23 protein-coding genes are annotated in these 26,353 nt (G+C 63.6%); 13 read left to right on the top strand and 10 right to left on the bottom strand.

Features of this window, described 5'->3' with window-relative positions; translation table 11 throughout:
* Positions 1 to 16: 16 nt before the first annotated feature.
* The 3 genes from pcaF to NWF24_RS15005 all read right to left on the bottom strand — a co-directional run bounded on the left by pcaF (position 17) and on the right by NWF24_RS15005 (position 3,712).
* The gene (pcaF, locus tag NWF24_RS15015; protein WP_258354861.1) at positions 17 to 1,222 is read right to left on the bottom strand and encodes a 3-oxoadipyl-CoA thiolase; all 1,206 of its coding nucleotides are present in this window, start codon (positions 1,220 to 1,222) and stop codon (positions 17 to 19) included.
* A 21-nt stretch (positions 1,223 to 1,243) separates the two neighbouring features.
* Complete coding sequence (locus NWF24_RS15010) at positions 1,244 to 2,785, bottom strand: 3-hydroxyacyl-CoA dehydrogenase (RefSeq protein ID WP_258355297.1); 1,542 nt, start codon at positions 2,783 to 2,785, stop codon at positions 1,244 to 1,246.
* Between the two features lie 147 nt (positions 2,786 to 2,932).
* A complete protein-coding gene (locus NWF24_RS15005; RefSeq protein ID WP_258354860.1) occupies positions 2,933 to 3,712 on the bottom strand; it encodes an SDR family oxidoreductase in 780 nt (259 codons plus the stop codon).
* Positions 3,713 to 4,017: 305 nt separating this feature from the next.
* Between NWF24_RS15005 and NWF24_RS15000 the strand changes: the two genes are divergently transcribed.
* The 4 genes from NWF24_RS15000 to NWF24_RS14985 are packed head-to-tail and all read left to right on the top strand — an operon-like array spanning position 4,018 to position 9,063.
* Positions 4,018 to 4,863 carry an enoyl-CoA hydratase/isomerase family protein gene (locus NWF24_RS15000; RefSeq protein WP_258354859.1) on the top strand — a complete coding sequence of 282 codons (846 nt, stop codon included), beginning with the start codon at positions 4,018 to 4,020 and terminating at the stop codon, positions 4,861 to 4,863.
* 37 nt (positions 4,864 to 4,900) lie between these two features.
* Positions 4,901 to 6,136: an acyl-CoA dehydrogenase family protein gene (locus NWF24_RS14995; RefSeq protein ID WP_258354858.1), complete on the top strand. Its 1,236-nt coding sequence runs from the start codon at positions 4,901 to 4,903 to the stop codon at positions 6,134 to 6,136.
* A 12-nt stretch (positions 6,137 to 6,148) separates the two neighbouring features.
* Positions 6,149 to 6,937, top strand: coding sequence for an enoyl-CoA hydratase/isomerase family protein (locus NWF24_RS14990; protein WP_258354857.1), 789 nt, complete (start codon positions 6,149 to 6,151; stop codon positions 6,935 to 6,937).
* 32 nt (positions 6,938 to 6,969) lie between these two features.
* Positions 6,970 to 9,063: an acetate--CoA ligase family protein gene (locus NWF24_RS14985; RefSeq protein WP_258354856.1), complete on the top strand. Its 2,094-nt coding sequence runs from the start codon at positions 6,970 to 6,972 to the stop codon at positions 9,061 to 9,063.
* A gap of 135 nt (positions 9,064 to 9,198) precedes the next feature.
* Here the strand turns inward: NWF24_RS14985 and NWF24_RS14980 are convergent, their stop codons facing one another.
* Both NWF24_RS14980 and NWF24_RS14975 read right to left on the bottom strand, forming a co-directional pair.
* A complete protein-coding gene (locus NWF24_RS14980; protein ID WP_258354855.1) occupies positions 9,199 to 10,185 on the bottom strand; it encodes a Bug family tripartite tricarboxylate transporter substrate binding protein in 987 nt (328 codons plus the stop codon).
* Positions 10,186 to 10,214: 29 nt separating this feature from the next.
* On the bottom strand, positions 10,215 to 11,282 hold the full coding sequence (locus NWF24_RS14975) for an amidohydrolase family protein (RefSeq protein ID WP_258354854.1): 1,068 nt from the start codon (positions 11,280 to 11,282) through the stop codon (positions 10,215 to 10,217).
* A 246-nt stretch (positions 11,283 to 11,528) separates the two neighbouring features.
* Here NWF24_RS14975 and NWF24_RS14970 point away from each other — a divergent pair, with 246 nt between their 5' ends.
* Genes NWF24_RS14970 through pheA form a run of 3 tightly spaced genes read left to right on the top strand, consistent with a single transcriptional unit; the run spans position 11,529 to position 14,449 of the window.
* Entirely contained in the window at positions 11,529 to 12,437 is a 909-nt protein-coding gene (locus NWF24_RS14970; RefSeq protein WP_258354853.1) for an NAD(P)-dependent oxidoreductase, read from the top strand.
* Between the two features lie 4 nt (positions 12,438 to 12,441).
* On the top strand, positions 12,442 to 13,593 hold the full coding sequence (locus NWF24_RS14965) for an iron-containing alcohol dehydrogenase family protein (RefSeq protein ID WP_258354852.1): 1,152 nt from the start codon (positions 12,442 to 12,444) through the stop codon (positions 13,591 to 13,593).
* Positions 13,594 to 13,624: 31 nt separating this feature from the next.
* Positions 13,625 to 14,449 carry a prephenate dehydratase gene (pheA, locus tag NWF24_RS14960; RefSeq protein ID WP_258354851.1) on the top strand — a complete coding sequence of 275 codons (825 nt, stop codon included), beginning with the start codon at positions 13,625 to 13,627 and terminating at the stop codon, positions 14,447 to 14,449.
* A gap of 168 nt (positions 14,450 to 14,617) precedes the next feature.
* Here the strand turns inward: pheA and NWF24_RS14955 are convergent, their stop codons facing one another.
* The 4 genes from NWF24_RS14955 to NWF24_RS14940 all read right to left on the bottom strand — a co-directional run bounded on the left by NWF24_RS14955 (position 14,618) and on the right by NWF24_RS14940 (position 18,514).
* Positions 14,618 to 15,757, bottom strand: a complete 1,140-nt coding sequence (locus tag NWF24_RS14955) for a dienelactone hydrolase family protein (protein ID WP_258354850.1) — start codon at positions 15,755 to 15,757, stop codon at positions 14,618 to 14,620.
* Between the two features lie 164 nt (positions 15,758 to 15,921).
* Entirely contained in the window at positions 15,922 to 17,175 is a 1,254-nt protein-coding gene (locus NWF24_RS14950; RefSeq protein WP_258354849.1) for an SGNH/GDSL hydrolase family protein, read from the bottom strand.
* Between the two features lie 60 nt (positions 17,176 to 17,235).
* Positions 17,236 to 17,655 (bottom strand): DUF1330 domain-containing protein, encoded by a 420-nt coding sequence (locus NWF24_RS14945; RefSeq protein ID WP_258354848.1) that lies wholly within the window; start codon positions 17,653 to 17,655, stop codon positions 17,236 to 17,238.
* Between the two features lie 22 nt (positions 17,656 to 17,677).
* A complete protein-coding gene (locus NWF24_RS14940; protein WP_258354847.1) occupies positions 17,678 to 18,514 on the bottom strand; it encodes a putative quinol monooxygenase in 837 nt (278 codons plus the stop codon).
* A 109-nt stretch (positions 18,515 to 18,623) separates the two neighbouring features.
* Here NWF24_RS14940 and NWF24_RS14935 point away from each other — a divergent pair, with 109 nt between their 5' ends.
* The gene (locus tag NWF24_RS14935) at positions 18,624 to 19,511 is read left to right on the top strand and encodes an AraC family transcriptional regulator (RefSeq protein ID WP_258354846.1); all 888 of its coding nucleotides are present in this window, start codon (positions 18,624 to 18,626) and stop codon (positions 19,509 to 19,511) included.
* Here NWF24_RS14935 and NWF24_RS14930 read toward each other — a convergent pair.
* Positions 19,508 to 20,155: a TetR/AcrR family transcriptional regulator gene (locus NWF24_RS14930; RefSeq protein WP_258354845.1), complete on the bottom strand. Its 648-nt coding sequence runs from the start codon at positions 20,153 to 20,155 to the stop codon at positions 19,508 to 19,510. The genes NWF24_RS14935 and NWF24_RS14930 overlap by 4 nt on opposite strands.
* A 118-nt stretch (positions 20,156 to 20,273) precedes the next feature.
* On the opposite strand from NWF24_RS14930, the gene NWF24_RS14925 reads away from it, so the two are divergent.
* The 5 genes from NWF24_RS14925 (at position 20,274) to NWF24_RS14905 (ending at position 26,156) form a co-directional block, all read left to right on the top strand.
* On the top strand, positions 20,274 to 21,464 hold the full coding sequence (locus NWF24_RS14925; protein WP_258354844.1) for a M24 family metallopeptidase: 1,191 nt from the start codon (positions 20,274 to 20,276) through the stop codon (positions 21,462 to 21,464).
* 34 nt (positions 21,465 to 21,498) lie between these two features.
* Entirely contained in the window at positions 21,499 to 22,476 is a 978-nt protein-coding gene (locus NWF24_RS14920; RefSeq protein WP_258354843.1) for a Bug family tripartite tricarboxylate transporter substrate binding protein, read from the top strand.
* Between the two features lie 13 nt (positions 22,477 to 22,489).
* A complete protein-coding gene (locus NWF24_RS14915; protein ID WP_258354842.1) occupies positions 22,490 to 23,722 on the top strand; it encodes a M24 family metallopeptidase in 1,233 nt (410 codons plus the stop codon).
* A 539-nt stretch (positions 23,723 to 24,261) separates the two neighbouring features.
* Positions 24,262 to 25,221: a Bug family tripartite tricarboxylate transporter substrate binding protein gene (locus tag NWF24_RS14910; RefSeq protein WP_258354841.1), complete on the top strand. Its 960-nt coding sequence runs from the start codon at positions 24,262 to 24,264 to the stop codon at positions 25,219 to 25,221.
* A 209-nt stretch (positions 25,222 to 25,430) separates the two neighbouring features.
* On the top strand, positions 25,431 to 26,156 hold the full coding sequence (locus tag NWF24_RS14905) for an alpha/beta fold hydrolase (RefSeq protein WP_258354840.1): 726 nt from the start codon (positions 25,431 to 25,433) through the stop codon (positions 26,154 to 26,156).
* Positions 26,157 to 26,353 lie beyond the last annotated feature (197 nt).

Raw genomic sequence — 26,353 nt, 5'->3', positions numbered from 1 at the left:
GTTTTTTTGATATTGATTACACGCGTTCGAGGACGATCGCAATGCCTTGACCCACGCCGATGCACATGGTGCACAGCGCGTAGCGGCCGCCGCCCTTGTGCAGCTGGTTCACAGCGGTGGTGGCCAGGCGTGCGCCGCTGGCGCCGAGCGGGTGGCCGAGCGCGATGGCGCCGCCGTTGATGTTCACGCGCGCGTCGTCGTCCTTCAGGCCCAGCAGGCGCAGCACGGCGAGGCCTTGCGCGGCGAAGGCCTCGTTGAGTTCGATGACGTCGATCTGGTCGATGGTGAGGCCGGTGAGCGCCAGCACCTTCTGCGTGGCGGGCGCCGGGCCGATGCCCATGATGCGCGGCGCGACGCCGGCGGTGGCCATGCCGACCACGCGGGCGCGGGGCGTGAGGCCATGCCTGGCGGCACTGGCTTCGTCGGCCAGCAGCAGCGCGCAGGCGCCGTCGTTCACGCCGCTGGCATTGCCTGCGGTGACGGTGCCGTCGGGGCGCACGACGCCCTTGAGCTTGGCGAGGGATTCGAGGCTGGTTTCGCGCGGGTGCTCGTCCTTGTTGACGATGATGGCGTCGCCCTTTTTCTGGGGCACGCTCACGGGCACGATCTCGGCGTCGAAGAAGCCGGACTTCTGCGAGGCCACGGCGCGCAGCTGCGAGTTGAGCGCCATCAGGTCTTGCGCTTCGCGCTCGATCTTGTAGTCAGTGGCGACGTTCTCTGCCGTCTCGGGCATCGAGTCGACGCCGTACTGCGCCTTCATGAGCTTGTTGACGAAGCGCCAGCCGATGGTGGTGTCGTACACCGCGTTGTTGCGGCTGAAGGCGCTCCCGGCCTTGGGCATGACGAAGGGTGCGCGGCTCATGCTCTCCACGCCGCCGGCGATCATCAAGCCGGCTTCACCAGCGCGGATGGCGCGGGCCGCGGTGCCCACGGCATCGAGGCCAGAACCGCACAGGCGGTTGATGGTGCCGCCGCCGATTTCGAGCGGCAGGCCCGCGAGCAGCGCCGACATGCGCGCGACGTTGCGGTTGTCTTCGCCGGCCTGGTTGGCGCAGCCGTAGAGCACGTCGCTCACGGCCTGCCAGTCGACGTTCTTGTTGCGTTCCATCAGCGCGCGCAGGGGCACGGCGCCCAGGTCGTCGGTGCGCACGCTGCTGAGCGAGCCGCCGTAGCGGCCGAAGGGGGTGCGAACGGCGTCGCAGATGAAGGCGTGGAGGGTCATGGATTTCATTTCGGCAATGGATCAGGCGGCCCGGTCCGGCGTGGACAGCGGCAGCGACAGCTTGGCGCGGCGAACCAGCCAGGGCGAAGGCCGGTAGCGCTGGTCGCCGAAGGTGGCGTGGAGGCCTTCGAGGATCGCGAGGATGCGTTTCGCACCGATGCGATCGCCCCATGCGAATGGCCCATGTGGGTAGCCTAGGCCCAGCCGAACGGCAGCGTCCAGGTCGGCGGGCGATGCGACACGTTGCTGGGCCATCTCGCAAGCGAGGTTGACGATGCATGCCACGACGCGCGGCGCCACATACCCCGGGGAATCCGTCACCACATGCGCGGGGATGCCTGCCGTGGCGAACCATCGCTTGGCCGCTTCCACGGCCTTCGGCGCCGTGGCTGGCGACGCCATCAGCGTCACGCCGGACTTGCTGCAAAAGATGGGATCGATCGCCAGTGCCTTGCCTGCATCCACCGCCATCCCGGCCACAGTGGCCGACAGGTCCGGTCCCAAGGGGGCGAGGAGGACCACATCGGCCTGGTTCGGATCGGCGCTGCGGCTTGCGGACTGAAGCAGCGAGGTGACTTCCGGAGGCAGCGCATCCGCGCCGGTTGTGGGCCACCACACACGGATCTCGGCTGCATCCGGCTGGTCGGCGGAATGCGCCGTCTTTTCGGGCACGGCGGCGCCTTCATAGCGGTAGAAACCTTCCTTGCTCTTGCGGCCCAGCAGGCCCGCCGTCATGCGTGTGCGCGCCAGCGCGACAGGCCGATAGCGGTCGTCGCCGTAGTACTGCGTGTGAATCGATTCCATCACCGGCACCGAAACATCCAGGCCGGTCAAGTCCAGCAACTCGAAGGGCCCCATGCGGAAGCCCGCGCAGTCGCGCAGGATCGCGTCCAGCACGGTGTGCTCGGCCGTGTGTTCCGCCAGCAGCTTGAGCCCCTCGGTGACGAAGGCGCGGCCGGCATGGTTGACGATGAAACCCGGCGAGTCCGATGTCTCCACCGCGCGGTGGCCGACGCGATTCGTCAGTTCAACCAGTGACTCGACGACGCGGTCGGTGGTACGCGGCGCCCGAACCACTTCGGCAAGCTTCATGCGCGTCACTGGGTTGAAGAAGTGCCAGCCCGCAACGCGCTCCGGCCGGGTGCAGGCCGCGGCGATGGCGGTGACGCTGAGCGAGGAGGTATTGGTTGCAAGAACGCAGTCCGGCGAGACGATGGCCTCAAGGTTGCGAAACAATTGCTGCTTCGGCTCGAACTGCTCCACGATCGCTTCCACCACCAGGCCGCAGTCTCGCAACTGCGCCAGCTCGGTGGCCAGATGCATGCGTCCCAGCGTCGCGTCGGCGTCTTCCTGCGTCAGTCGCCCTTTGGCAACGCCCTGCGCGAGGTCGCCGCGTACCGCGTCATGCGCTCGTGCGGCAGCCTCCGCCGCCATGTCGAACAGGTGCACGTCGCAGCCTGCCGCCGCGCACACTTGCGCAATGCCACGCCCCATGGCGCCAGCGCCGACAACGCCCACTCTCCGAATATCTGTACCCACTGCATTTGCTCCGTTTGCATTCATCGATCGATTCATCAGATCCCGCCCGTGCGATTCGGGGAGAGGGCATGTTGTCTTTCATTGCATGCGGCAGCAGGCCCCCGTGTCCGCAGCGAAGACAGTTCGCTGAGCGCGGCGAGGACATCGCTGCGGCTGCAGGGCGAGCGGTATTCAGGCAGCGACGTACTTGAGCCAGCGACCGCCGTCGACGATCAGGTTGTCGCCGGTGACGTAGCCGGCCAGGTCCGAGGCCAGATAAACCGCGGCACTGGCGATGTCGGCCTTGGCGCCGAAACGGCCGAGCGCCGTCTTCCTGGCTTCCAGGTCGCCCTTGCCGGCATCGATGTACATCCGCTGCACCCCTTCGGTGTCGCCGATCGGACCGGGCGAGATGGTGTTGACGCGAATGCCGTCGCCTCCCCATTCCACCGCCAGGGTGCGGGACAGCGACAGGATGCCGCCCTTGGCCGCGGCGGCGTGGGCGGCCCCTGGCCAGCCCGTCACGCCCAGCATCGTGATGATGCTGATGATGGACCCGCCGTGCGTGGAGGCCTTCAGATGCGGGTAGGCCGCGTGGCAGCCGTGGAAGGTGCCGTTCAGATCTATGTCGATGACCGTGCGAAAGCCGTTGGGAGACAGTTCTGCGGTGGGGCAGACGAAGTTGCCCGCGGCGTTGTTCACCAGAATGTCGAGAGACCCGAACCGCTCAACTGTCGCCTCGACGGCGGCCTTGACCTCGTCGTAGTTGCGCACATCGCATTTCGCGGCCGCCGCATTCCGACCGTCGCGGTTCAAGGCATCGGCCGCCGCCTGGACGCGCTCTTCGTTGCGCCCGACTAGCATGACTGCGGCACCGAGGCGCGCATAGGCGGTGGCGATTTCCAGCCCGAGGCCGGTGCCGCCGCCAGTGATGAGGGCAACGCGCCCTTTGAGAGTGTCGCGATCGAACATGCAGCTTCTCCGTGTATCTGTTCAGTTGCATGCCCAACCGCAATCCGTGTGCCAGCCTGCGACGTTCTGCGGCTTGCCCCTCTGGCCGCACTCTGCCGCCTGGGTTTCGTCGCCCCACCGATCTAGGACAAATTTCCTGCCGTGTGTCGATGGAGTGTCTTCGGCGAACACGGCGTGTTTTCGGGAAGGGCAGCAATGCCTGCTTGAATGCGCGTTTTGCGCTGAAAAACTGCGGCGGCGCGTGGCACGTGGTTTGCAGTAGGAGTCCATCGTCGCGGAGGAACGCGGCGCAATGGAGTGAATGAATGAGCAATGAGTTCGTGAAGATGACCAAAGAGGGGTCCGTGCTGGTGATCCGGCTGGCCAGTCCTGAAAATCGCAACTCGCTGACGATGGATCTGCGCCGTCAGCTGGGAGAGGCCGTGGAGGCCGCCGAAAGCGACGCGTCCGTGCGCGCCGTGTACCTGACGGGCGAGGGGCCAACCTTCTGCTCGGGCGGCGATTTCCGAATGCTTCAGACCGCCTGCGACCCTTGGCCGGTGCACCGGCGCTTCCGCAACCTGAGCCGTTGGCTGATGCCCCTGATCACCCTGGACAAGCCGGTCGTGGTCGGCGTGCGGGGACACGCGGTCGGCGGCGGCATGGGCCTCGCATTGACCGGCGACATCGTGATCGCGGGCGAAGGGGCCAAGTTCATGTCCGGGTTTTTCAGGCTGGGCACCGTGCCTGACATCGGCATGATGTACCACCTGCCGCGCCTGATCGGCATGGCACGCGCCAAGAACTTCCTTTTCAGCGGCGCCACCATGTCGCCGCAAGAGGCGCTCGAACTGGGTCTGGTGGCGAAGGTCGTTGCCGACGACGAAGTCGACGCCGTCGGCCTCGCGGAAGCGATGCGGCTGGCGCAAGGCCCTGCAGAAGTGATGGGACTTGCCAAGACGTTGATGGCGCGCAGCTTCGAGACCTCCTTGCAGGACATGTTCGCCTTCGAGGGTTTCGGCCAGGCGCTGGCGATGTCCAACCCCGAGTTCCGCGAAGGTCTCGCCGCTGCCATCGAGAAGCGTCGCCCCGATTTCGTGGGCGTGGCCGCAGCAGCTCCGCACAACGCGGAACCGGCCACGGCGCCGACGCCGGCGATCAAGCTCGCCTGAGGCTGCGGCCTTCCCAAAACGCACAAGGAGAGATCTGATGGATGTATCGGCGGTGTTTCCGGAACTGTCTCCCGAGATCGAGTCGGTCCGCGACATGGTCAATCGCTTCATGGAGGCGGAAGTCAAGCCGGTCATGGACGGCTTCGAGAAGCGTCGCGAGTTTCCGCGCGATCTCGTTCGAAAGGCTGGCGAGGCGGGCCTCTACGGCGCCGTGTTCCCCGAGTCGGTAGGCGGCAGCGACATGGGCTACCTCGCCGCCGTGGTGATACAGGAAGAGATGGTGCGCAACGACGTGCGCTTTTCGTCATGCAACAACCAGCAGGGGTCGACCTGTCCCAGTGCGATCTATTTCGGCGGCACGCCTGCGCAGATCGCGAAGTACGTGCCCGACCTCGTGGCGGGGAAGACCATCGGCATGATGTCGCTCACCGAGTCGGGCGGCGGCTCCGATGCAGAAGGCAACATGAAGACCTTCGCCAGGCGCGATGGTGACGTCTACCGCATCAGCGGCCAGAAGATGTGGGCGTCGATGGCCAATGAGACCGATGTCGGCGTGCTGATGGCCCGCACCGACCGCGATGCGGGGGTCAACGGCGTGACCGCGTTCATCGTGCACCCCAAGAAGTATCCGGGCTGGAAGGCCACGCCGATCGACTGCCTGGGCCTGTCCAAATCCATGCGGACCAATGTGGTGTTCCTGGACGACTTCGTCGTGCCCGTGGAAGACCGGCTGGGCGAGGAGGGCGAGGGCTTCAAGATCATCATGCGCACGCTGCAACCGGGCCGGGTGGGCGTTGCGGCCAAGGCGCTGGGCGTGGCGCGCCGGTGTTTCGAGGAGGCGGTTCGCTATGCCAACGAGCGCGAGCTCCGCGGGCAGCCGATCGGCCGCCTCCAGATGATCCAGGCCGACATCGCCGAGATGGCCGTCGCCATCGAGGCGAGCCGGGCGCTCGTCTACAAGGCCGCCATGCTGATGGACAACAGCATGCCGCACAACCGCTTCGCGGCCATTGCCAAGTACCACGCCTCGCAGACGGCCAAGATGTGCGCCGACAAGGCGGTGCAGATCTTCGGCGGCTACGGCCTGGCCGAGGAATATCCGGTGTCGTATTACCGCGCCTACTCCGACATGTTCTTCACCGGCGAAGGTTCGGCGAACGTGCAGAAGATCATGATTGCGGAGGACGCGCTCGGCTACAAGATTGCCGACCGCCACCACGGCAAGACGGGGCTGCGAGACATCCGCAAGGATGATCCAGTCAAGCAGCGCTAAAGGAAAGTTTTCATGTCGGATTTGCTCAAGTACGAAATCGCGGATGGCATTGCCACCATCACGCTCAACCGCCCGGACAAACTCAACGCATTCACCGGCGAGATGCTGCAGGAATGGATCGCCTCCCTGGAAGATGCGCGCACCAACCCCGAGGTGCGCGTCATCGTGATGACGGGCAGCGGCCGCGCATTCACCACCGGCGGCGATGTCGAGGGCTTCGGCGCGAGCGCGAAGAAAACGGCCGCCGAGATCCGGACGCACCTCGTCGAAGGCGTCCAGCGCCTGCCGCGCAAGCTGGCGGAAATCGACAAGCCGGTCATCGCGGCCCTGAATGGATTTGCCACTGGAGGCGGCCTGGACATCGCGCTGGCCTGCGACATTCGCTTCGCCGCGGAAAGCGCGCGCTTTGCCGAGACCTACGCCAGGATGGGCCTGATTCCCGGAGCCGGTGGCGCGTACCTGTTGCCGCGGCTCGTCGGGACCGCCAAGGCGCTGGAGATGTTCTGGAGCTGCGATTGGGTCGATGCCCGCGAGGCCGAGCGTCTCGGCCTGGTCAACAAGGTCTTCCCCGACGACGAATTGATGGACGGTACCTATGCCTTCGCCCGCAAGGTGGCGGCCGGTGCGCCGCTGGCGGTGCAAGCGATCAAGCGCGTGATGCGCCAGGGGCTGGACAAGGATCTGGACACTGCGCTGGACATCGTCGCCTCGACCATGCCCATCGTTCGCACCAGCGAAGACCACCAGGAGGCGGTGGCTGCCTTCAAGGAGAAGCGCACCCCCCGGTTCAAGGGCCGATGACCCCGAGCCGATCACGCAAAACAGACATTGATATGACCAAGCAAAATTCTTTCGCCGGATTCCTTCAACCCCGCAGCGTCGCCATCGTCGGTGCATCGCCCCAGGCCGGCAACCCACGCAATGCGTTGGTGAGGAACCTCCTCAAGCATGGCTTCGAGGGCAAGGTGTACCCCGTCACGCCCAGCAACTCCGAGATCGAGGGCCTGAAGGCCTACAAGACAGTGGCGGATCTGCCCGAAGTTCCCGACGTTGCGCTCGTGATCACGCCCGCGCACACGGTCGCGGACGTGATCGCCGAGTGCGGCCGCAAGGGCATCCTCAACGCGATCGTCTTCAGCTCCGGATTCGAGGAAGTGGAAGGCGGCCAGGAAAACGCCCGGCAACTTGCCGACGCGGCAAGACGGCACGGCGTGACCGTCGTCGGCCCCAACTGCAACGGCTTCTGGTCCGTGCGCCAGCGCGCCATCATGAGCTTCAGCGGCGCGGCCCTGAACATCGAGAAGATCACCCATGCGCCGGTGGCCGTGCTGAGCCAGAGCGGCGCGCTGGCAGGTGCGATCGCCAATTCGCTCAACGCCGCCGGCATGGGGTTGTCCTACATCGTCAGTGTCGGCAACGAGACCTGCGTGGATGTGCTCGATGCCGCCAGCGCGATCATCGAGCAGGACGATGTGCGCGTCGTGCTGCTCTACCTCGAGGGCCTGCGCAATGCGAGCCGGATCCTCGACATTGCACAACGCGCCCGCGAACGCGGCGTGCAGCTCGTCGCCCTGAAGACCGGCCGCTCGGCGGTGGGGCTGGACGCGACTGCTTCGCACACCGGAAAGATCGCTTCGAGCCACGCTGTCTACGCCTCTGTCTTCGAGCAGGCCGGCGTCATCGAGGTCGACAGCATCGCCGAGCTCATGGAAGCCGTCGAAGCGCTGACCTTCCTTCGCGATCCGCGCGACAGCCAGGATGTCAAGGGCGGGGTGTCGGTCCTGAGCGCCTCGGGCGGGGCGGGCGCCTTGCTCGCGGACCACAGCAGCGAGCGGGGCATCACGATGAGCGAATTCAATGCCGCCACGGTGGCCCAGCTCGATGCCATCCTTCCGTCGTACGCACGCAAGACCAATCCCATCGACCTGACAGGCGCGATCAACACTGCACCGGACATGCTCAAGGCTGCTTGCGAGGCCGTCGCGGCCGATCCCAGAACGGAGGCGGTGATCGTCCAGTTCGCTTCCACTGTGCGCCGCCATCTGCTTGCCAACGCAGAGGCGTTCAAGGCGCTTGCCCGCAAGGTGCCGGTGTTCCTCAGCATCATGGGCGAGGCCGTGGAGCCCGAGATCCGAAAGGACTTCAGGGACGCAGGCGTGCTTCTGGTGGGTGATCCATCGGCGGCAATGAACGCCCTGGCGCTGCTCTATCGGCGACGCAACGCCACGCGCTTGCCCGCGTTGCCGCAGCGTCGGGACGCGCCTTTGCGGGACGCCCCGGTGGCGTGGCCGGAGATGATGCAGTTTTGCGAAGACAGCGGGGTAACGCCGGCCAAGTGGGTCGTGCTCGGTGCCGAAGACCGCGCCGGCGAAGCCTGCAAGCGCCTGTCCTATCCGTTGGTCGTCAAGGCTCTGCCTTCCGAGGCGGAGCACAAGACGGAATTGGGTCTGGTCAAGCTTCGCGTTCAATCAGCCGATGAAGTCGATGCGCTCGCCGCGCAGTTCCGGGAGCGCATGGGAAAGCCCGGGGCCGGCATCCTGGTGCAGGAGATGGTCGGCGACGGTATCGAAGTCGTGCTTTCGTGCCTTCGCAATGCGGATTTCGGTCCTGTGATTTCGATCGGCACGGGTGGCGTTGCCATCGAGTTGTACCGCGACGTTGCCTACCTCGCATTGCCTGTCTCCGAGGAGCAGGTGGTTGCCGCGCTGCAGCGGCTCAAGCTCTGGACCCTGTTGCAGGGATTTCGCGGCAAGCCGCCCGCGGATGTCGAGGCGCTTGCGCGCGCAGCGGTGCGATTCGGCGACATGTTCCTGGCCAGCCCCGAAGTCAAGGAGTTCGAGATCAACCCGGTCATGGTGAAAAAGAAGGGCGAAGGCCTTGCGGCAGTGGATGCGCTGGTGACAACCGAGTTGGGCGGCGGGCACTGAGGATGCCTTGCCCGGCGGTCGTGGGCTGAATTGCATCGTTCGGCCGCTGCCAGCAGCAGCCATCCGAAGGCTGCGCGTCGCGCCGATCGCAGATGCCCGCGACGGCCCGCGGAATTGCTGAAGGCCGGCGCGGCGCTATTCGGGCAACTTCACCGTCTTGCCGATCTCGCGCCAAGTCACCAGCTGCGCTTCGACGAACTTGCGGAAACTCTCGGGCGTCGTGGTCGCGGGTTCCGCGTTGAGCGTGGTGCGTACGCGGTTCGCAAAATCCGGCATCGCCGATGTCTTGTTGATCGCCTCGTTCAGTTTTGCCACCACGTCGGGTTTCATGCCTGCAGGGCCCACGATGCTGATGAAGGTGTGCGGGTCCAGGGCACCGAGGTTTTTCATTCCCGCTTCAGGCAGTGCCTGAACGTCAGGCAGATAGGGCAGGCGCTTCTGGGCGGTGACGGCAATGGCGCGAATGTTGCCCGCCTTGACAGCCTGCACGGTGTTGAGGGTCGTCATGATGCCCAGGTGCAAACTGCCGCCCATCACTTCGCGGATGACGTCGGCGTCGGACTTGTACGGCACATGCGTCATCTGCAGGCCGGTTGCGCTCATCAGCGCCTCGGCAGCCAGATGGCCGGCCGTTCCCAATCCGGCGGAGCCGTAGTTGAGCTTTCCGGGGTTTGCCGCGCCGTATGCCACCAGTTCCTTGATGTTGTGGATCGGCAGCCCCGGGCTCACAAAAATCACACCGGGGTTTGTCACGGTGATCCCGACGAGGGTGAAGTCCTTCAATGGGTCGTAGGGCAGGCCTGGACGCATCGCGGGGTTCTGGACCAGCGAGCTGCCCGTCGCCGCGTACAGCGTGTAGCCGTCCGGCGGCGAGGCCATCAATGCGCGAATGGCGTTGATCTGGTTGGCTCCAGGCTTGTTGTCGATGATGACCGGCGTGTTGAGCAGCTCGGACATCTTCTGACCATACAGCCGCGTGATCGAATCGGCAGTGCCTCCTGCGCCGAAGGCAACGATGATCTTGATGGGCCGCACGGGAAACTGTTCTGCACGCGCGGGCAGTGCCAGAAGGGCGGCGGTACCGAAGATCGCGGCTCGGCGGCCGAGTGTCGTCGTGAACATGGTTTGTCTCCTTCAGATGTGTTGTTGTGTCAGTCGATGCGGTAGACCCGCCTTGCGGTGTCTGCAAACAACTTGCGCTTCTCGTCGGGCGAGCATCTGGCGGTGAGCCGCTTGAACATGTTCCAGGTCACGTCGTAGGTGACACCGGCTTTCTCGACCGGAAAGTTCGACGAGACCATGCAGCGGTCGGCGCCGAAGAGTTCGACGCAGTCCTCGATGTAGGGGCGCCAGAGCGTGGCCAGTTGCTCAGAAGTGGGCGGAGCGTCCGCCTTGCTGAAATCGAAGTTGCCCAGGCACATCAGGAGGCCACCCATCTTGATGCTGACGTTGGGGCATCGCGCGAGCTCCTTCATGCCGGCAAGCCAGTCCGCATGCACCTGCTTCTCCTGGCCGGCATAGGAGCCGATGCCCAGTGGGCTTGCGGTATGGATCACCACGATGCTGGCGTCAGGATGAGCGCGCGCGAGCGAAACCACGTCCGGCAACTGCGGATGAAAAATGCTGGCATCGAAGGACAGCCCCATCTTCTCCAGCAGCGCGATCCCGCGGCGGAACTCGGGCTCGAGGAACAGGCCACGCTTGCCGGCGCGCACCGGCCCGGCGACCACGGGGTCGGCGTCCCACTTGGCGCGCTGGCGGATGCCGCGCAACCGGCCGTTGCCGGCGTCCCGATGCGCCTGGAGCGTTTCGCGCAGCAGTCCCTCATCCAGCGTGAGGTCGGCATAGGCGACGATGCCGGCGGCAGCGCGCGCACGGGTGTACTTGCCGCTCGCCGCCATGGCAGCCATGCCGGCTGCGAATTCCGTTTCGCCGACGGCCTTGAGGTGCTCGGGCCCTCCCGAGCGGTACATCGCGTTGCACTCGACGAATACCGTTGCCTCGATGTTGTGGCCGGACTCTGCGCAGTCGCGCGCGAACTCTTCCACGAAGTAGCGGTAGCCGCTCTTGTGATGCCAGAAGTGCAGGTGCGGATCGATGATGGGCAAATCGGGCTCGAGCGCCGGCTCCGGCTTGTGCCGGGCCAGCCACTCCTCGTTCGGCCGCTGCGTCTCGCTGAAGACGGATGTGGCCGGGGAAGCCTGGGTAGGGGTGTCCATGGTCTTGATTGGGGAAGCTGCTGTGAGCAGGCAAGGGCGCAAGAGCTGTGCCGCGCATTTCGGCCGCTTTCACCGGCCCTTGGGTGGTTTCGTGTGTCCTGCCCGAGGACACTTGTTCGTGCGAGAGACGCCCGTGCCGCGCATGGATGCAGTGGCGGGCGGACCGGGGGGCCAATTCGCTGGCATCGCCCTTGCACTTGTGAAGCACGACGAGATGTGCGTGTAACCGGTAGATCAGGAGATGCAATGAGCAATCAAGTGCGAGCGAAGACCGTCGCCTTCATAGGACTTGGAATGATGGGCGGCCCGATGGCCGAGAACCTGCTGAAGAAGGGCCATCCACTCGTGGTCTACGACATCGACGAGCGCAAGGTCAGGCGCTTCGTCGAGCTGGGTGCTCAGGCGGCCACCGGGCCGGCCGATGCGGCGCGGCAGGCAGGCATCCTCATTTCCATGGTCGACACCACGGCGCAGGCCGAAGAGGTCATCGCAGGCCCTGACGGCTTTGTCCGGTCGGTCCAGTCGGGCGACGTGATCCTGAGCATGAGCACGATCGATCTGACCGCCTTGCGGCGCCTGCACCCGAGGCTTGCGGCCATGGGGGTGCAACTGCTGGATGCGCCGGTCACCGGCATGGAAAAAGGTGCGAAGGAGGGCACGCTCAACGCCTACGTTGGCGGCGACGCCGCAGCGCTCGAGCGGGTGCTGCCCGTGCTGCAGTCCATGGCCTCCAAGGTCACGCACTTCGGTGCCATCGGACAGGGCCTGGCGATGAAGCTGATCAACAACATGCTGTTCCAGGTGAACCGCGTGCTGATCATCGAGGGGCTGGCGCTCGGCGCCAAGGCGGGCCTGGACCCGCAGCAGATGTTCGAAACCATCAGCGGCGCGACCGGCAACAGCGTCGCCTTCCAGTACTCCGCGCCGCGGATTCTCAAGCGAGAATTCGACGGCATCCGCATGGACATCACCTACAAGGACGTGGAATTGCAGACTCAGCTTGCCAAGTCGCTCGGCATGCCCATGTTCATGGCTAACGCGGCGCTGCAGGTCTACCAGATGGCGCGGGCCCAGGGCCTGGGCGACAAGGACGGCGTTGCCGTCGTGCAGATGTACGAGCAATGGACTGGCGCGCCAGTCGAAGGACGCAAGTAAGCCCATGAACGCCAGTCTCAGCTTTCAGCATCTCGCGGCCGACCTCCGGCTGCATTGCGGCGAGGACAGCCTCGCAGCGTTGGTCAAGGAGCTCAAGCGCAACGGATGCCGTCGCGCGGTGGTGGTGAGCGGCCGCTCGGTGAGCGTGTCGCCCGCGATGGATCTTTTGCGTGCTGCGTTGGGCCCGCTGTTGGTGGGGGAAAGCCCGTCGGTGCGGCCGAACAGCCCCGTGCCCGCGGTCGAGGAGGCTGCCCGCGTGCTGCGCGAACAGGAGGCCGACGCGGTGATCGCCGTCGGTGGTGGTTCGGCCGCCGTCTCGGCGCGTGCCGCGGCGGTTCTTCTGGCGGAGCAGCGCCCGGCGCAGGAACTCTGCACGCGGCGCCTTCCGAGCGGGCAGTTCGAGAGCCCGCGGCTGGACGCGCCCAAGTTGCCGCAGTTCGTCGTTCCGACCACACCGAGCACAGCCTTCGTGAAGGCCGGCAGCGCAGTGCATGACGAGGCCACCGGGCAGCGTCTGGCGCTGTTCGATCCGAAGACACGCGCCAGGGCGCTGTTCCTTCACCCCGCCTTCCTGCGCACGGCACCGCATGGCCTTGTGCAAGGTGCCGCACTCAACACCCTGTCCACCGCCGTGGAAGCGCTCGAGTCGCCCAGATGCGACCCGATTTCCGAAGCGATGCTGATGCACGCACTGCGGCTCGTGGCGCGCCATATCGGTCGAGTGGAACCCGACGACATCGCCGCGCGTGAATACCTCGTCCTTGCGGCAGTACTGTGCGGTCGCGGCACCGAGCAGGCGGGGGGAGGGCTGGCTTCGGTGCTCGCACATGCCATCGGGCACCGCGCGCACGCATCGAACGGCATCGTCAACGCGATCGTGTTGCCGCACACGATGCGCTTCAATGAGCCCGCCACGATAGCGACCTCGGGCCGCATTTCCGAAGCCCTGGGAAGCGCGCAAACCAGTGCCGCCGAAGTGCTGGAAAGGCTGCTCGCGCCGCTGCCGATTCCGCATCGGCTTCGCGAGATCGGGCTGGCGCAGCTGGACCTGGATGCCATCGCCAACGCGGCGATGTCGGACTTCTTCATCAGTCGCAGCGCGCGGCGCGTGCAGGGCGTGTCGGACGTGCGCGGCATTCTCGACGCCGCATGGTAATGAAGGTGTTCATAGGTGGACCGGCGTGCAAATGAAAGCCCCGTACGAAGTCGCCTGCCTTGGGCCGGCGGGCACCTATTCGGAAGATGCTGCCATCGGCTATTTCGGGGCCGCGGCCAAGCGCCTGCTGGTGCCTTCGCTCGACGAGGTTTTCGCAGCCGTCGAGGCGACACAAAGCGTATACGGCGTCGTGGCGGTCGAGAACTCCACGGAGGGATCGGTTGCGCGTACGCTGGACTTGTTGGCCGCGACCGAGCTGAAGGTGTGCGGTGAACTGACGCTCGGCATCCACCATGCGCTGATGTCATCGGCGAAGGAGCTCGTCGACATCCATTGCGTGAGGGCCCATGCGCAGGCGCTGGCGCAATGCCTGGGATGGCTCTCGCAAAACGTCCCTCATGCGAGGCGTGAGGCGGTATCGAGCAATGCGGAAGGCGCCCGGATGGCGAGTCTCGACCCGGCGTCCGCGGCAATCGCCAGTGAGCGATCGGCCCTGCAATACGGCGTGCCCGTGTTGTTCGCAGACATCCAGGATATTGAAACCAATCAGACGCGGTTTCTGATCCTTGGCGGAGAAGACCAAGGCTGGTCGGATGACGCGAGGACGTTGATGATCATCTCGGTCGCCAATGAGCCAGGTGCGCTCTACAAGGCCCTGGAGCCCTTCCATCGGCATGCGATTTCGATGTCTCGCCTGGAGTCGAGGCCTTCGCGCCGGGGTGTCTGGGAATACAACTTTTATATCGAGCTTGTGGGACACCGCACAGACCCGTCCATCGCGGCTGCGCTCTCCGAGCTGGAGAAGATTGCGACGGTGCGAATGTTGGGCTCGTTTGCGGCACGCGCTGTCAGCTGACCAACCGACACGAATCTCGGCTGATGTGTGACGCCGAGAGAGATGGGTCTCCCACATTCGCACTCCGGCTGTATTTCCCTTCGTCTCGCACAAGAGACGCTTGTGCACGTCTGCAGACCACAACCCACGCTGCCTTCAGCCGGCGGTGAGCGACACATTCCGCGGCTGTTAGCTGCCCGTCAGGCGATCGTTCTCCGCAGATATTCGGCACGACTGTCCCGTCTTCTCGCGACAGTAAGAAAGGGTAGTGTCTCGTGCCTTGTCCAGGGAGTGGGGGTCGTGAGCCCAGAAGATTTTCCCGCCTTCTGCCGACATCGCCATGGCCTTTTCATTGGGCGCTCCGTTGAAATAGAGCATCGCCTGTTGGCGCGACTCCGGCGGCAACCCTTCGAGAAACGCTGTCAGGTCCACGCGATCTCCGGCAGGGAGACGGTTGTTTCGAAGAAATCTGTCTATTTCCGGCCGCGTCAGCGCGCTGGCTTGCCAGCGAAAGAGCGTGTGCCCGTCCTTCTGGAACGGCGGGAGCAGAACAGAGTCGGCAATGCCGCCGCCTGAGCGATAGGCGGCAAGCATGCGTTCCATGAGTTTCGGGCCGAAGAACGGATCGTTCTCCGCGTAGAGCCACAGCGTTGGCACCCGCGACGTTTTCCCGAACCCGTGCATGGTGCGGACGAGGTCCGCATCGAAGAGATCGCAGCCCGGGGCGCGCACACCGAGCGTGGCGTTGTGGTGGTAGACACCGCCCGATATGTTCACCACGGCCGTCAACGGATGGTCCGCTCGAGCCGCCAGGTCCAGCATCGAGGCGCCGCCGATCGAAAAGCCGACACCGAGCGTGGTCGCAGGGTCAACGTCCGGGCGGCTGTGCAGTGCATTGAGCACCTGGCCAAGGTCGTCGGCATGCGCATCGAAGTAATGCGCAACTTGAGGCGCCTCACACGAGCCGGCCTTGTCCTGAACGGCGCCGGTCGAGCTGCCATAGCCGCGCCAGACGACCGACGCGGCCAACCAGCCGCGATGCGCAAAATCATGCGCGAGATGGGACAGCCAATCGGCATGCATCTGCGAAGGGTCGAGTTTTCCCGCGGAGCCGTTCACGATGAGCGCCACCGGAGACTTTCCGTCGCCGACGGGGCGAACCACGAACGCCTCGAGCAGCTCGACCTTGTCGGGCGCCACACGCACAGGCAGCATGAGCCGCTCTTCACGCACTTCGGTTTCGGCAAGGCATTGGGACGCGAAGAGGGCGATCCCGCAGCCGATCGTCAGCAGACGCGCAGTTCTGTGCAGCAATTCAAGTAGTTTCATCGGGAGCGCGTGGCTTGTATTCAATCGAGGACGCAGCCGTGCGGCGGCCGACCTTTGCAAGCCTGCAGTTTCCGCACGATGCCGCGTTTATGGCAGCGCTCCATGAACCTTGCCTGACCAAACGTGCGCAGGCACATGCGCGTGCGGAGGACGCGCGAGCGAAGCTATCTGAACCGCGACAGATCGATCGCGTTGGCCATTGCCTCGTAGCCGGCGTCGTTGGGATGCAGATGGTCGCCGCTGTCCCAGGCGGGCCGCAGTCTCTGTGGATCGGCCGGGTCTTGCAAAGCGCGGTCGAAGTCGACGATGCCATCGACGCCCGCGTTGCCGCGGATCCAGGCATTGACCTCCTGGCGCTTGCGCTCTGCCTCGTCGTTGTAGTAGCCGGGGAAGGCGGCGCCCTTGAACGGCGTGAGTGTTGCGAGATGGATCTTCACGCCACGCTCCTTCGCCTTCGCGACCAACGAGGCCAGGCCAGCGGTGACCTGTTCGGCACTGACGCATTGAGCCGCGCCAAACCGCCCGCAGTAACCGAGGTCGTTGATGCCGAGCAGGATGATCGCGTGCGTGACGCCGCTTTGTCCGAGCACGTCGCGCTCGAAACGGCCGATTCCCTTTGGACCGGCGGTATCGGTCAACACCCGGTTGCCGGAGATGCCTGCGTTGACCACGCTCACGGGTCTGGCTGCGGCATCGGCAGCGAAGCGCCGGGCGAGCACGTTGGGGTAGCGCTTGCTCGTATCGACGGTGGAATTGAAGCCGTCGGTGATCGAATCGCCGAATGCGACAAGCACGTTGGCGTTCTGCCGGCTGTAGACGTCGATGCCGTTGATCCAGTAGTAGCTCTGTTGCGTGCTGGCGGCTGAAACCGTTGCCGCCCCGAGCTGATTGCCTTTGGCCACGTAGGTCGTCTGCCGGCCAAGGGCGTGATAGGTGGTCACCGGCGTGGGGCCCGAGACATGGACGCTGACGGCGACGCTGGCGTTCGCCGGCAGACCGAGGGCCACGGGATCGCTCCACCTCTCGGCGCCGGCCGGCACGCTGAACGAAGGCTGTCCGGCGACCGTGATCGGTCGGTCCGATGCGGGCTCGATGGCCGCGCCGCCGGCGCTGCCGGCGATGTGCGCACCGTCGATGCGCAGTGCATTCTTGCCGAACAGGTTCGAGAAACGCACGCGCACCCGGTCGCCGCCGAGCGACGTCATCATCGTGTGGCGCAATGTCGTGTCGGCGAAGGTGGCGGGGATGGGAGCGACTCCGGTGGTGCTTGGAACCGCGTTGTAGTCCGATGGCGATGCGGTCCACGTCGCATGCGGCTTGGATGGCGGGCCATCGAAGCTGGCGCAGCCGAACAACGCGCTTGCGGCAAATGCGGCGCCGCTCAGCGCCTTGAAGAACAAGCGGCGTTCCCGAGGCATCGCAGGCCGATTCGATGGTTTCATGGACGGTGCTTTCGTCTTTTTCTCTTGCCCGGCCCGTTATCGAAGGACCTGTTCTGGCACAAGCGGAGCCCCCTCGACGATGTACACGCGCGACTTCGCCGACTTGAAGCGAATGGGCCTGATCGCCCGGTAGGTTGGCGAGTCGTACCAGGCCTGTGCCTGCTCGAGGCTGGGAAAGGCGATCATGACAATGCGTTTGCCAGGTTCGCCTTCGAGTGAGTTGACCTGCCCGCCCCGCACGACATAGTGCCCGCCGAAAGGCTTGAAGGTCGAGTCCACCTGCGCGCTGTAGGGCTTGATGCCCTCGGGATCGTTGACCTCGAACTCCGAGACGTAATAGGCCGGTGACTTCATTGTCGACGCTTGGGCGTGCGCGGATTGCGCTGCAAAGCCGCTCAGGAAGGCGGCCGAGAGAGCAACGATCGACAGGCTTTTGATGCAGGTAGAGGACATCATGGATGGGCGTGCTCTGGTGAATTCAGCGTGAGGGGAGGCCGAGCGCAACGGGCTGCGCCTCGATGAGCTTGCGCGAGGCGATCATGGACTTGGTGACCTCGACGTACTTCTTGAAGTGGGGCGAATCGATATGCGAGCGATACGCCGCATCGTCCGCGTAGATCTCGAAGAAGCGCAATTGGGCGGGCTGCGCCTTCAGCGCAACAGCATAGATTGCCAGCACGCCCGGCTCGATGCGGATCGACGTGTCGATTTCCTCCGTCACGGCGTCCTTGTAGGCCTGGAGCTGGGCTGGATCGATCGTGAGTTCCGCAACGCGCACGAGCGGCTGGCCGCTCAGGCTTGCCTTGGCGCCAAGACGCACGGGCACGACTTCATGCAGTTCGCGGCGCAACATCATCGCGTCGGTCTCGGCACGAAATTTCCGGAAGTGCGGTGTCTGCACGTGAGCCTCGTAGGCCTGCGCGTCGACGTACATCTCGAGCACGCGGACGCGACCGGGGTTGTCTTTTTCCGCCGCGGCGTGGAAGGCGAGGACTCCCGGCTCCAGCTTGCTGGCCTCGGCGTTTTCGCGCGCGGCCTTGCGAAAGTCGTCGAGTCGGGTCTTGTCGACGTCGAGTTCTGCAAATCGCACGAGCGGTGCCGAGGCGGGTTGGGCGAGCGCGGTCTCGCACATTGTCAGCGTCAGCAGCGACGTGCCGAAGAGTGCGAGCTTCCAGAAATGCCTGGGCGCGCGAAGGGTCGGAAATGGCATGCGGCATTCTTGGCGCAAACACGACAGCGTCGATAGACAGATCCGCGCGAGTTCTTGCCTGATCCGACCGTCGCTGCCGACAATGGGTAACCGACCGGCAAGCACGGCCTAGCATGCGCCATTTCAGCCGTGGAGAAAAGAAGTGAAGCAAAAACGGCCCAGTTCTGGCAGTTCCAGCAAGCCTCCGGATTCATTCGAAGCCGTGAGAGCCGCGTTGGCACACCGCATCGCACGCTGGACGGAAGGCGCAGAGCAAGTCGCCACCGCCATTCCGGGCTTGACGCTCTATCGTCACGATGCGCCGACCGAGCCCACGAACTGCATGGTGGGCCCGAGCATTGCGCTGACCGTGCAGGGCGCCAAGCGCGCGTTGCTGGGCGAGCATGCCTACAGCTATCACAGCGGCCGCTTCCTCCTGGCCGCGCTCAACTTGCCTGTGGTGTTGCAGGCAGTGGAGGCGCGCCCCGACCGGCCATATCTGAGCCTGGTGCTGATGCTGGATGCACGCAGCATCTCGGAGCTCGTCCTGCAGGCCGAACCACCGGCGCTGGAGGGGCAGGCGAGCTTGATGCCGGGCCTGGTTTTGGGCGAAACGACGGAGAAGTTCCTCGAACTCTTTCTGCGGCTCGTCGAACTGCTGGACGACCCGGCGGCCGTTCCGGTGCTTGCGCCAATGATGTGCAAGGAGATCTTCTATCGCTTGTTGATGAGCGAGCAGGGCGCGCGGCTGTGGCAGATGGCTTCGGCAGGAAGCCACAACCAGCGCATCGCGCGCGCTATCGAATGGCTGAAGCTGAATTTCGCGCAGCCGCTGCGCATCGAGACGCTTGCGGCCGACGTGCAGATGAGCCCATCGCGCTTCAGTCGACATTTCCGAGCCCTGACGGCCATGAGCCCGCTCCAGTTCCAGAAGTGGCTGCGCCTGAACGAAGCGCGCCGGCTGATGCTGGCCGAAGGTATCGATGCCTCGAGCGCATCGTTCCAGGTGGGGTATCAGAGCCCATCGCAGTTCAGCCGCGAATACGGCCGCCTGTTCGGTGCGCCGCCGCGACGCGATGTCCAGGATCTGCGGCAGAAGACCAGAACCGACGCGGCTCGCTAGAGCCGCGCTTCAGATTGGATGTGATTCTTGGCCATCGAGATCCAAAGCTCCAGGACTGGCCCGTTGTCAGAGCGCTCGTTGATGCCGTCATAGATTGCCATCCCTCGAAGCACACAGTAGTTGAGGCTCAGGAATGTCGAAGTCTTCTCGAGGTCGCCATCAAGTCCCGTCGCTCTACGGAACATGTCATCGCGCGCGACGGTCCAGGTCGCGAGTTGAGCTTGTAGTTTGTCACGCAGTTGTGAGTCATGACGTGCCGCAAGCATGAGCTCGACGGCCGCGATGTAGTCCGGTCGACTGAAGACCTCGTGCCAAAGGTATCGAAGCGCGGTGTCAAGGGTTGATGTGCCGCCCTGTTCTTGCCAGAAGTGAGCGCGACGCTCCTTCCAGCCAGTCAGAAGATGTTCGAATGCCCCGGCCAGAACATCGGCCTTTGCCGGAAAGTGGTGCGTTTGGGCGCCTTTCGAGACTGCTGCACGTTGGGCGATCAGCGCGGTCGTGACGCGCTCGTAGCCAAGCTCGCTGAGCAATTGAAGGGCTGCCTCGCACAGCTTCTGCCTGGTTTCGGTGCTTCGCTCGGCGTGGGTACGCCGCGGCCCCTTGAGACGAGTCTCTGCTTTTTTAGCGATCTCTGCTTTTTGCATACAGCGCGATTGTCAGGGGCCTCAGGCCTTCGTTTTCCCTCGTCTTCATTTTCCTATTTACAAACCGTCGGGTCGGTTTATAAAATAAGCCGTATGTTTATTCACCCTCGGAGCTGAAATGCCCAAGTTGACGAAAGCGGTGTGGCAGTACCGGCACGAGAAGATGGTTCGCCTGATGGACGAACTCGTCGTCGATGCGCTGGTGTTCACCACAGCCGACTTTTTCCAGTTCGCTACGAACTTCCATACCGACGTGCAGCCTTGGGAACGACCCATCTTTGCGGTCATCCCGCGGCAAGGCGATGGTTTCCTTGTGATGAACGAGCTATCGACCAACCACATGCGCTTCTCCATGGAAGCGCAAAAGGTGTGGGTGACCGACGTGACGTTCTACGCCGAGCACCCGATGCTTGAGAACCGCTTGCCGCTCATTTCCCAATTGCCCGAAATTCTTGCGGAGCGTCTCAAGGCTGCCGGGCTGCACCGGTCACGCATTGCACTGGACTCCGGAAGCAGCGTGGTTGCGGCTACGCAGCGGCTGCTGCCTGAGCTGAACGTGCGCGTTGCGACGGCCGAGTTCCGAAGCCTCCGTTGGCAGAAGCACGTCGAGGAGATCAAGGTCATGGAGGCCGCGGCGAGTCTCAGCGATTGGATTCAGGACCGGTACCGCGAAGCGATCAGGCCAGGCCGGCTGGCGCAGGAGCTCGACTGCGCGATGTCCAGCCTGTTCGTGCAAGAGGCCGCAGAGCGCTTTCCCGGCGAGCATTTTGAAGTCATCCGGTGCTGGACATTGAGCGGCCCTGCGTCTGCCTCGCCGCATGGCGACGGTGCCTCCTGCGGTGCGCGTATTCGAGAGGGCGACGTACTGGTCAATATCGTCATTCCACGGCTCAACGGCCTCACCATCGAGAACGAGCGCACCTGGTTCTGCGGCCGTCCGGACGATCAAAAGAAGGAGTTGTGGACGGCGGCATGCAATGCGACGACCGCAGCCGTGGAGGCAGCGATCACAGGGCAGCCTGTCTCGTCGATCGACGCGGCGGCGCGGAGCGTCATCGAACACGCCGGCTTCGCCCACCACATACGCCACCGCACGGGGCACGCCATTGGCATCGTGCACCACGAGTATCCCGAAGACATGGCGTTCAACCAGAGGCCGTTGATGACCAACGAGGTGTACTCGGCCGAGCCAGGCTTGTACGTCTACGGCGTTGGTGGCTTCCGCATCGACGACACGGTTGTCGTGGGGCCGACACCTCGGGTCCTCACCTCCACACCGAAGTCGCTCGAGTACGCCACGGTTGGCTGACCCCCTCTATTCACTTCACTTCTTGCCAATCGTCATGAACCACCGCCGCGCCGCGCTCGTCCTGATCCTTTCAGCAGCAGCCTCGATTGCTGCGACTGCTGCCTCCGCACAGAGCTACCCGACAAAACCCATCAAGATCGTCGTTCCTCAGCCTGCAGGCTCGGGGCCCGACACATTGGCACGCACCCTCGCAGATGTTCTGGGAAAGAGCCTGAACCAGAGCGTCGTGGTCGAAAACCGTCCGGGTGCCAATGGGACTCTTGCCGCGAACTATGTGATCTCTCAGCCGGCCGATGGATACACGCTATTTCTTGCAGGCGTGTCCAACATGTCCTGGAACCCGCACCTCTACAAGTCGCTGTCTCATCAGCCCGCTCGCGATTTCGCGGGCGTAGCCGTTATCGCCAACACGCCATTCGTTACGGCTGTCGCACCTGGCCTTGGCATCAAAACATTGCCCGACTTGATCAAGATGGCCAAGGCTGAGCCAACTCGTCTGAGCTATGCATCCGCCGGCATCGGTAACTCCACTCACCTTGCGACCGAGCTGCTGAAGTCCCGCACGGGCATCCAGATGCAGCATGTCCCGATCAGCGGGGCCGGGGGGCCGACTGCATTGACCAGCGTCATGGCAGGCGACACGCCCGTCATCACGACCGTTCCGGTGGGCGTGGTGCCCCAGGTCAAGGCCGGCAAACTCATTGCGCTTGCCGTGACCGGTGAGCACCGGCTGTCGCAACTGCCCGATGTCCCCACCTTCAAGGAGCTCGGCATCGAAATGGAAGTGCCCGGATGGTATTCGATAGTCACGCGCACCGGCACACCCGCCGACGTGATCGCGCGTCTGAATATGGAGATCAACAAGGCGTTAGACACCGCCGAAATGAAGGAACGTTTGAATGGCCAGATGCTGACCGCTATCAAGTCAGCCCCTGCAGACGTCCTGTTCATGACCAAGCGGGACTCCGTCGCGTGGGGTCCCGTCATCGAACGGCTGGGTATTTCGCAGTAGCCAAGGACCGACCATGCAACGCAAGTTCGATGCGCGCCAGAATGCCGACTTCCGGCGCCGCCACGTGGCATTGGTGGACGCCATGCGTGCAGCGGGCCTAAAGCACTATGTCGTTACCGGTTCGGAGAACATCTTCTACTTCACGGGCGCGACCTTCGACCCGCTTGAGCGCCCATTTTTCCTGATCGTCGGCGTGGATGCTTCGCGACGCATGCTGGTGCCCGTCCTTGAAATGGACCACATGCGTAAGGCGTGGGGCATGGACGAGCAAAGCATTCGCTTTTACCGGGAGTTTCCGGCGCCGCATGGCGAAGGATGGGCCGAGCGACTGTTGGATGGAGCGCTTCTGAGCGGACCGTTTGAGTTCGATGACATTGCGCCGTTCGGAGTTGGTGAGGTTCTGCGCAAAGCCGGCGGCCAAGGGTCAGACCTCTTGTCTGACATTCGGATGGTTAAGTCCGAGTGGGAAATAGAGCAGATTGAACGTGCTGCCCGGTACGCCGATTGGGGTGTACAGCAAGTTATGCGCGCTGCTTGGCATGGAGGCTCCGTGGCGGAAACCTACGCGCCGACTCAATCGCTGATGCGCAAGATCATCCGGGAAGTGCCGGACTGGGATGCGCTCGCTACCAAGGTGATCGCCGCCGCCTGGCCGGCACCACTGAGTGCCGAACCCCATTCGATACCACGCCTTGGTGACCGGCTTCGCGCAGGCCCCCACGTGGCGATGGTGCTGACCCGGGTGAACGGCTACGCCGCCGAAAGCGAGCGTACCTTCTTCACAACCTGTCCCACGGGACAGGAACGCAAGATGTTTGCGACCATGACCCGTGCTCGGGAAATCGCGTTCGAGATGATCCGGCCCGGGGTGGGCTGCGCAGAAATCGATGCTTCGGTCAACGCGTTCTTGGACGGCGAAGGTTTCGGAGATTTTGGAACTCGGCTGCATCGCTGCGGGCACGGTTTCGGTTTGGGCAACCACGAGCCGCCATGGATCGCAGTTGGCAGCCCTCATATTCTGGCCAAGAACATGTTGATTTCCATCGAACCGGGGATCTACGCAAGCGGTGTCGGCGGATATCGCCATTCCGACACCGTTCTGGTAACTGACAACGGCTATCGCTGTTTGACGCAAGTGCCAACTGCCATTGACGCATTGGTCATCGGCGACAAGACTTTTCGCCACCACTTTGCCAGCTACCTGACGCGTCGCACATTGGGCGTGTCGGGTGCGAAGCACGCTTGAGTGTGAAATGGCAGATCCAAACCAAGTGTTGTCGGACCTTGGAGTGCAAGCGCCCCCGCTCGCTGCAGGGTGGAACGAGGCCACGCACGCGTTGGATCACGCGCTGCGCGAGTTCCCCGGCCACAGGCTGTTCACCATCTTGGTCATCGACTGGACTCGGAACGAGAACCGGCGAATTTATTCCAGCACACCCGACAGCTATCCCTGTGGCGGCGCAAAGCCGATTGACTTAGCGAGCGAGTTCTACGAGGAAGTCATTCTTGGTGGCCGTGCACGAATCTGCGCTGGCCGCGTGGCGTGCCAACGCGCGTTCGCAGACTACCCGGTGATCGAAGCGCTTGGATGCGAATCTGCCGTCAACGTGCCAATTCGGCATGGGGGAACTACTTTCGGCACACTCAACCTGCTGCACCGTGGGGGCTGGTACCACGACGAAATGCTTTCCCCCTGGTGCTGTTCGCGGCTTACGCGTCGGCTGTCCTCGTTCGCCACCATCTTGGAGCACAGGCATGAAGATCTCTTGCAGACAAGCAGTATCCATGACCGTCGCCGCCATGAGCGCGCTGTCACTCGCGCATGGTGCACATGCCAACGACGCTGCGAGCTACCCTGCGAAGCCAATAACGATCGTCTACCCATACGCCAGCGGCAGTGCTTCGGACACCTTGACGCGTCAGATCGCCGAGGTCATCGCGAAGGCCCTTGGGCAGCCAGTTGTCGTTGATCCCAAGCCAGGCGCTGGGGGATCGACTGCAGTTGAGTTCGTCACGCGGGCGCCCGCCGATGGGTACACCCTCGTGCTGTCGGCCAGCGGCACCATGGCCATCAATCCGCATATCTACAACCTCAGGTACAGACCGGTCGATGACCTAGCCTCAATCACCATCCTGACCGAAATTCCATTCACGGTTGTCACAAACACCTCGTTTCCAGCGCGAAACTTGAAGGAGTTCATCGCTTATGCCAAAGCCAACCCAGGCAAGGTTAGCTTTGCCAACACTGGCACGGGAACCCAGGTACATCTGACTCAGGTGATGTTCATGAAGGCGGCCGGAATCACGGCCAACATCGTTCCCTACAGAGGTGGCATGCCAGCCACGACCGATCTGCTCGGAGGACATGTTGACGCCATGATGGACAACGCTGCGGCCCAGGTTGCAAACGTCCAGGCGGGCAAGGTCCGAGGACTCTTCGTTACCACCCAGGTGCGGAGTCCCTCGCTTCCAAACGTTCCCACTGCCGAGGAGGCTGGCCTTCTGGGATTTGTGACTTCGGGTTGGTTCGGCCTGGCTGCTCCGAAGGGCACCCCTCAGGCCATCATCGACAAGCTCAATGCAGCAATCGTCAAAGGCATGGCGCAGTCGGAGTTGCGCAAGAAGATGCTTGATGCGGGATGGATACCTGTAGCCAGTTCGCCGGCTGAGGCGACAACGCGCGCTCACGCTGATCTGGCGCGCTTCGGAGCGATGACTCAGAAGATCGGGTTGAAGAAAGATTAACCCACGCACTTAGATTCTCAAGAAGGAGCATATTGATGACCGCTTCCAACTCTCAACTCTCTCAACTCTCTCAACTCTCTCGACGTGCTTGGATGAGAGCAGCAGGAGCGCTTTCCGTATCTACCCTATCGGCGGGCGGAGCAAGCAGTGCAGCGGAGCCCCCGATCTCTAGACTTTTCTATACCGAGGTGGGTTCAGGGCAACACGTCATGTTCCTGCACGGCTGGGCTTGCGACTCGCATGATTGGAGCTGGCAGTTGCCCATGTTCGAGTCAAAGTACCGAACTATTTGTGTCGATTTTCGGGGTCACGGGCGGTCAGCTGCGCCCGAGATTGGATACACACCACACGAGCTGGCCTCGGATGTCGAAGCACTGATTGCAGATCGATATGCGGGCCAGAAGGTCGTGCTTGTCGGCCACTCGATGGGAGGTCAAATCGCTGCGATTCTCGGCGCCAAAAGACCAGACTTGGTCAAGGCAATAGTGTCCGTCGACGGGACCCTGGGCGTGCCAGCAGCGGCGCAGTCAACGTACGAGAAGTTGGCGGCGGATGTCAAATTCGGCACGCCTGGCGATGTGATCCCGCCAGTTTTCAGCGGGCTCTACTCGCCAGAATCTGAGCGGGCGATCATCCGCTGGCATACGCGCCGCATTCAAGGTATGCCGGCTCATGTGCTTCGCCAGTCGATCGGCCCTCTCTTTCTGGGGGCCAACCAGGTTGCCATGGGTGCGAACAGCGAAGCTTTGTGCCGCAGTCTGACGGTGCCCGTCTATGCAATGCATCGATCCCAAGTCCGCGTGGATACCGTGGCGCCTTGGTTTAATGCACCGAAATCGAAAACTGAGTTGTGGCAAGGCCCTGGCCACTGGATCATGCTCGATCGTAAGGATGCGTTCAATGCAGCAGTTACCGCTTGGATCGACGGGTTGTAACGACACATCCGACTCAAGTACTCAGGCGCTTGATAGACATCGCAAGAAGCAACGTCACGAGGCATCGCTGCATACCGTTTGAAGTCAACGACAAGATCAGGACCCGGAAGTTCGCGCGAGGTGCGCTACGCTACGGCACAGTTCCGACCGGGGCGGTGTGCCGCGGCTTGCTGGATTCCATCCTCCTAGCTGCAGTT

The organism is Variovorax paradoxus (assembly GCF_024734665.1).
Taxonomy (GTDB): Bacteria; Pseudomonadota; Gammaproteobacteria; order Burkholderiales; family Burkholderiaceae_C; genus Variovorax.
Note: the sequence above shows the minus strand (reverse complement) of the source record. Positions and strands in the feature narration are given on the sequence as shown.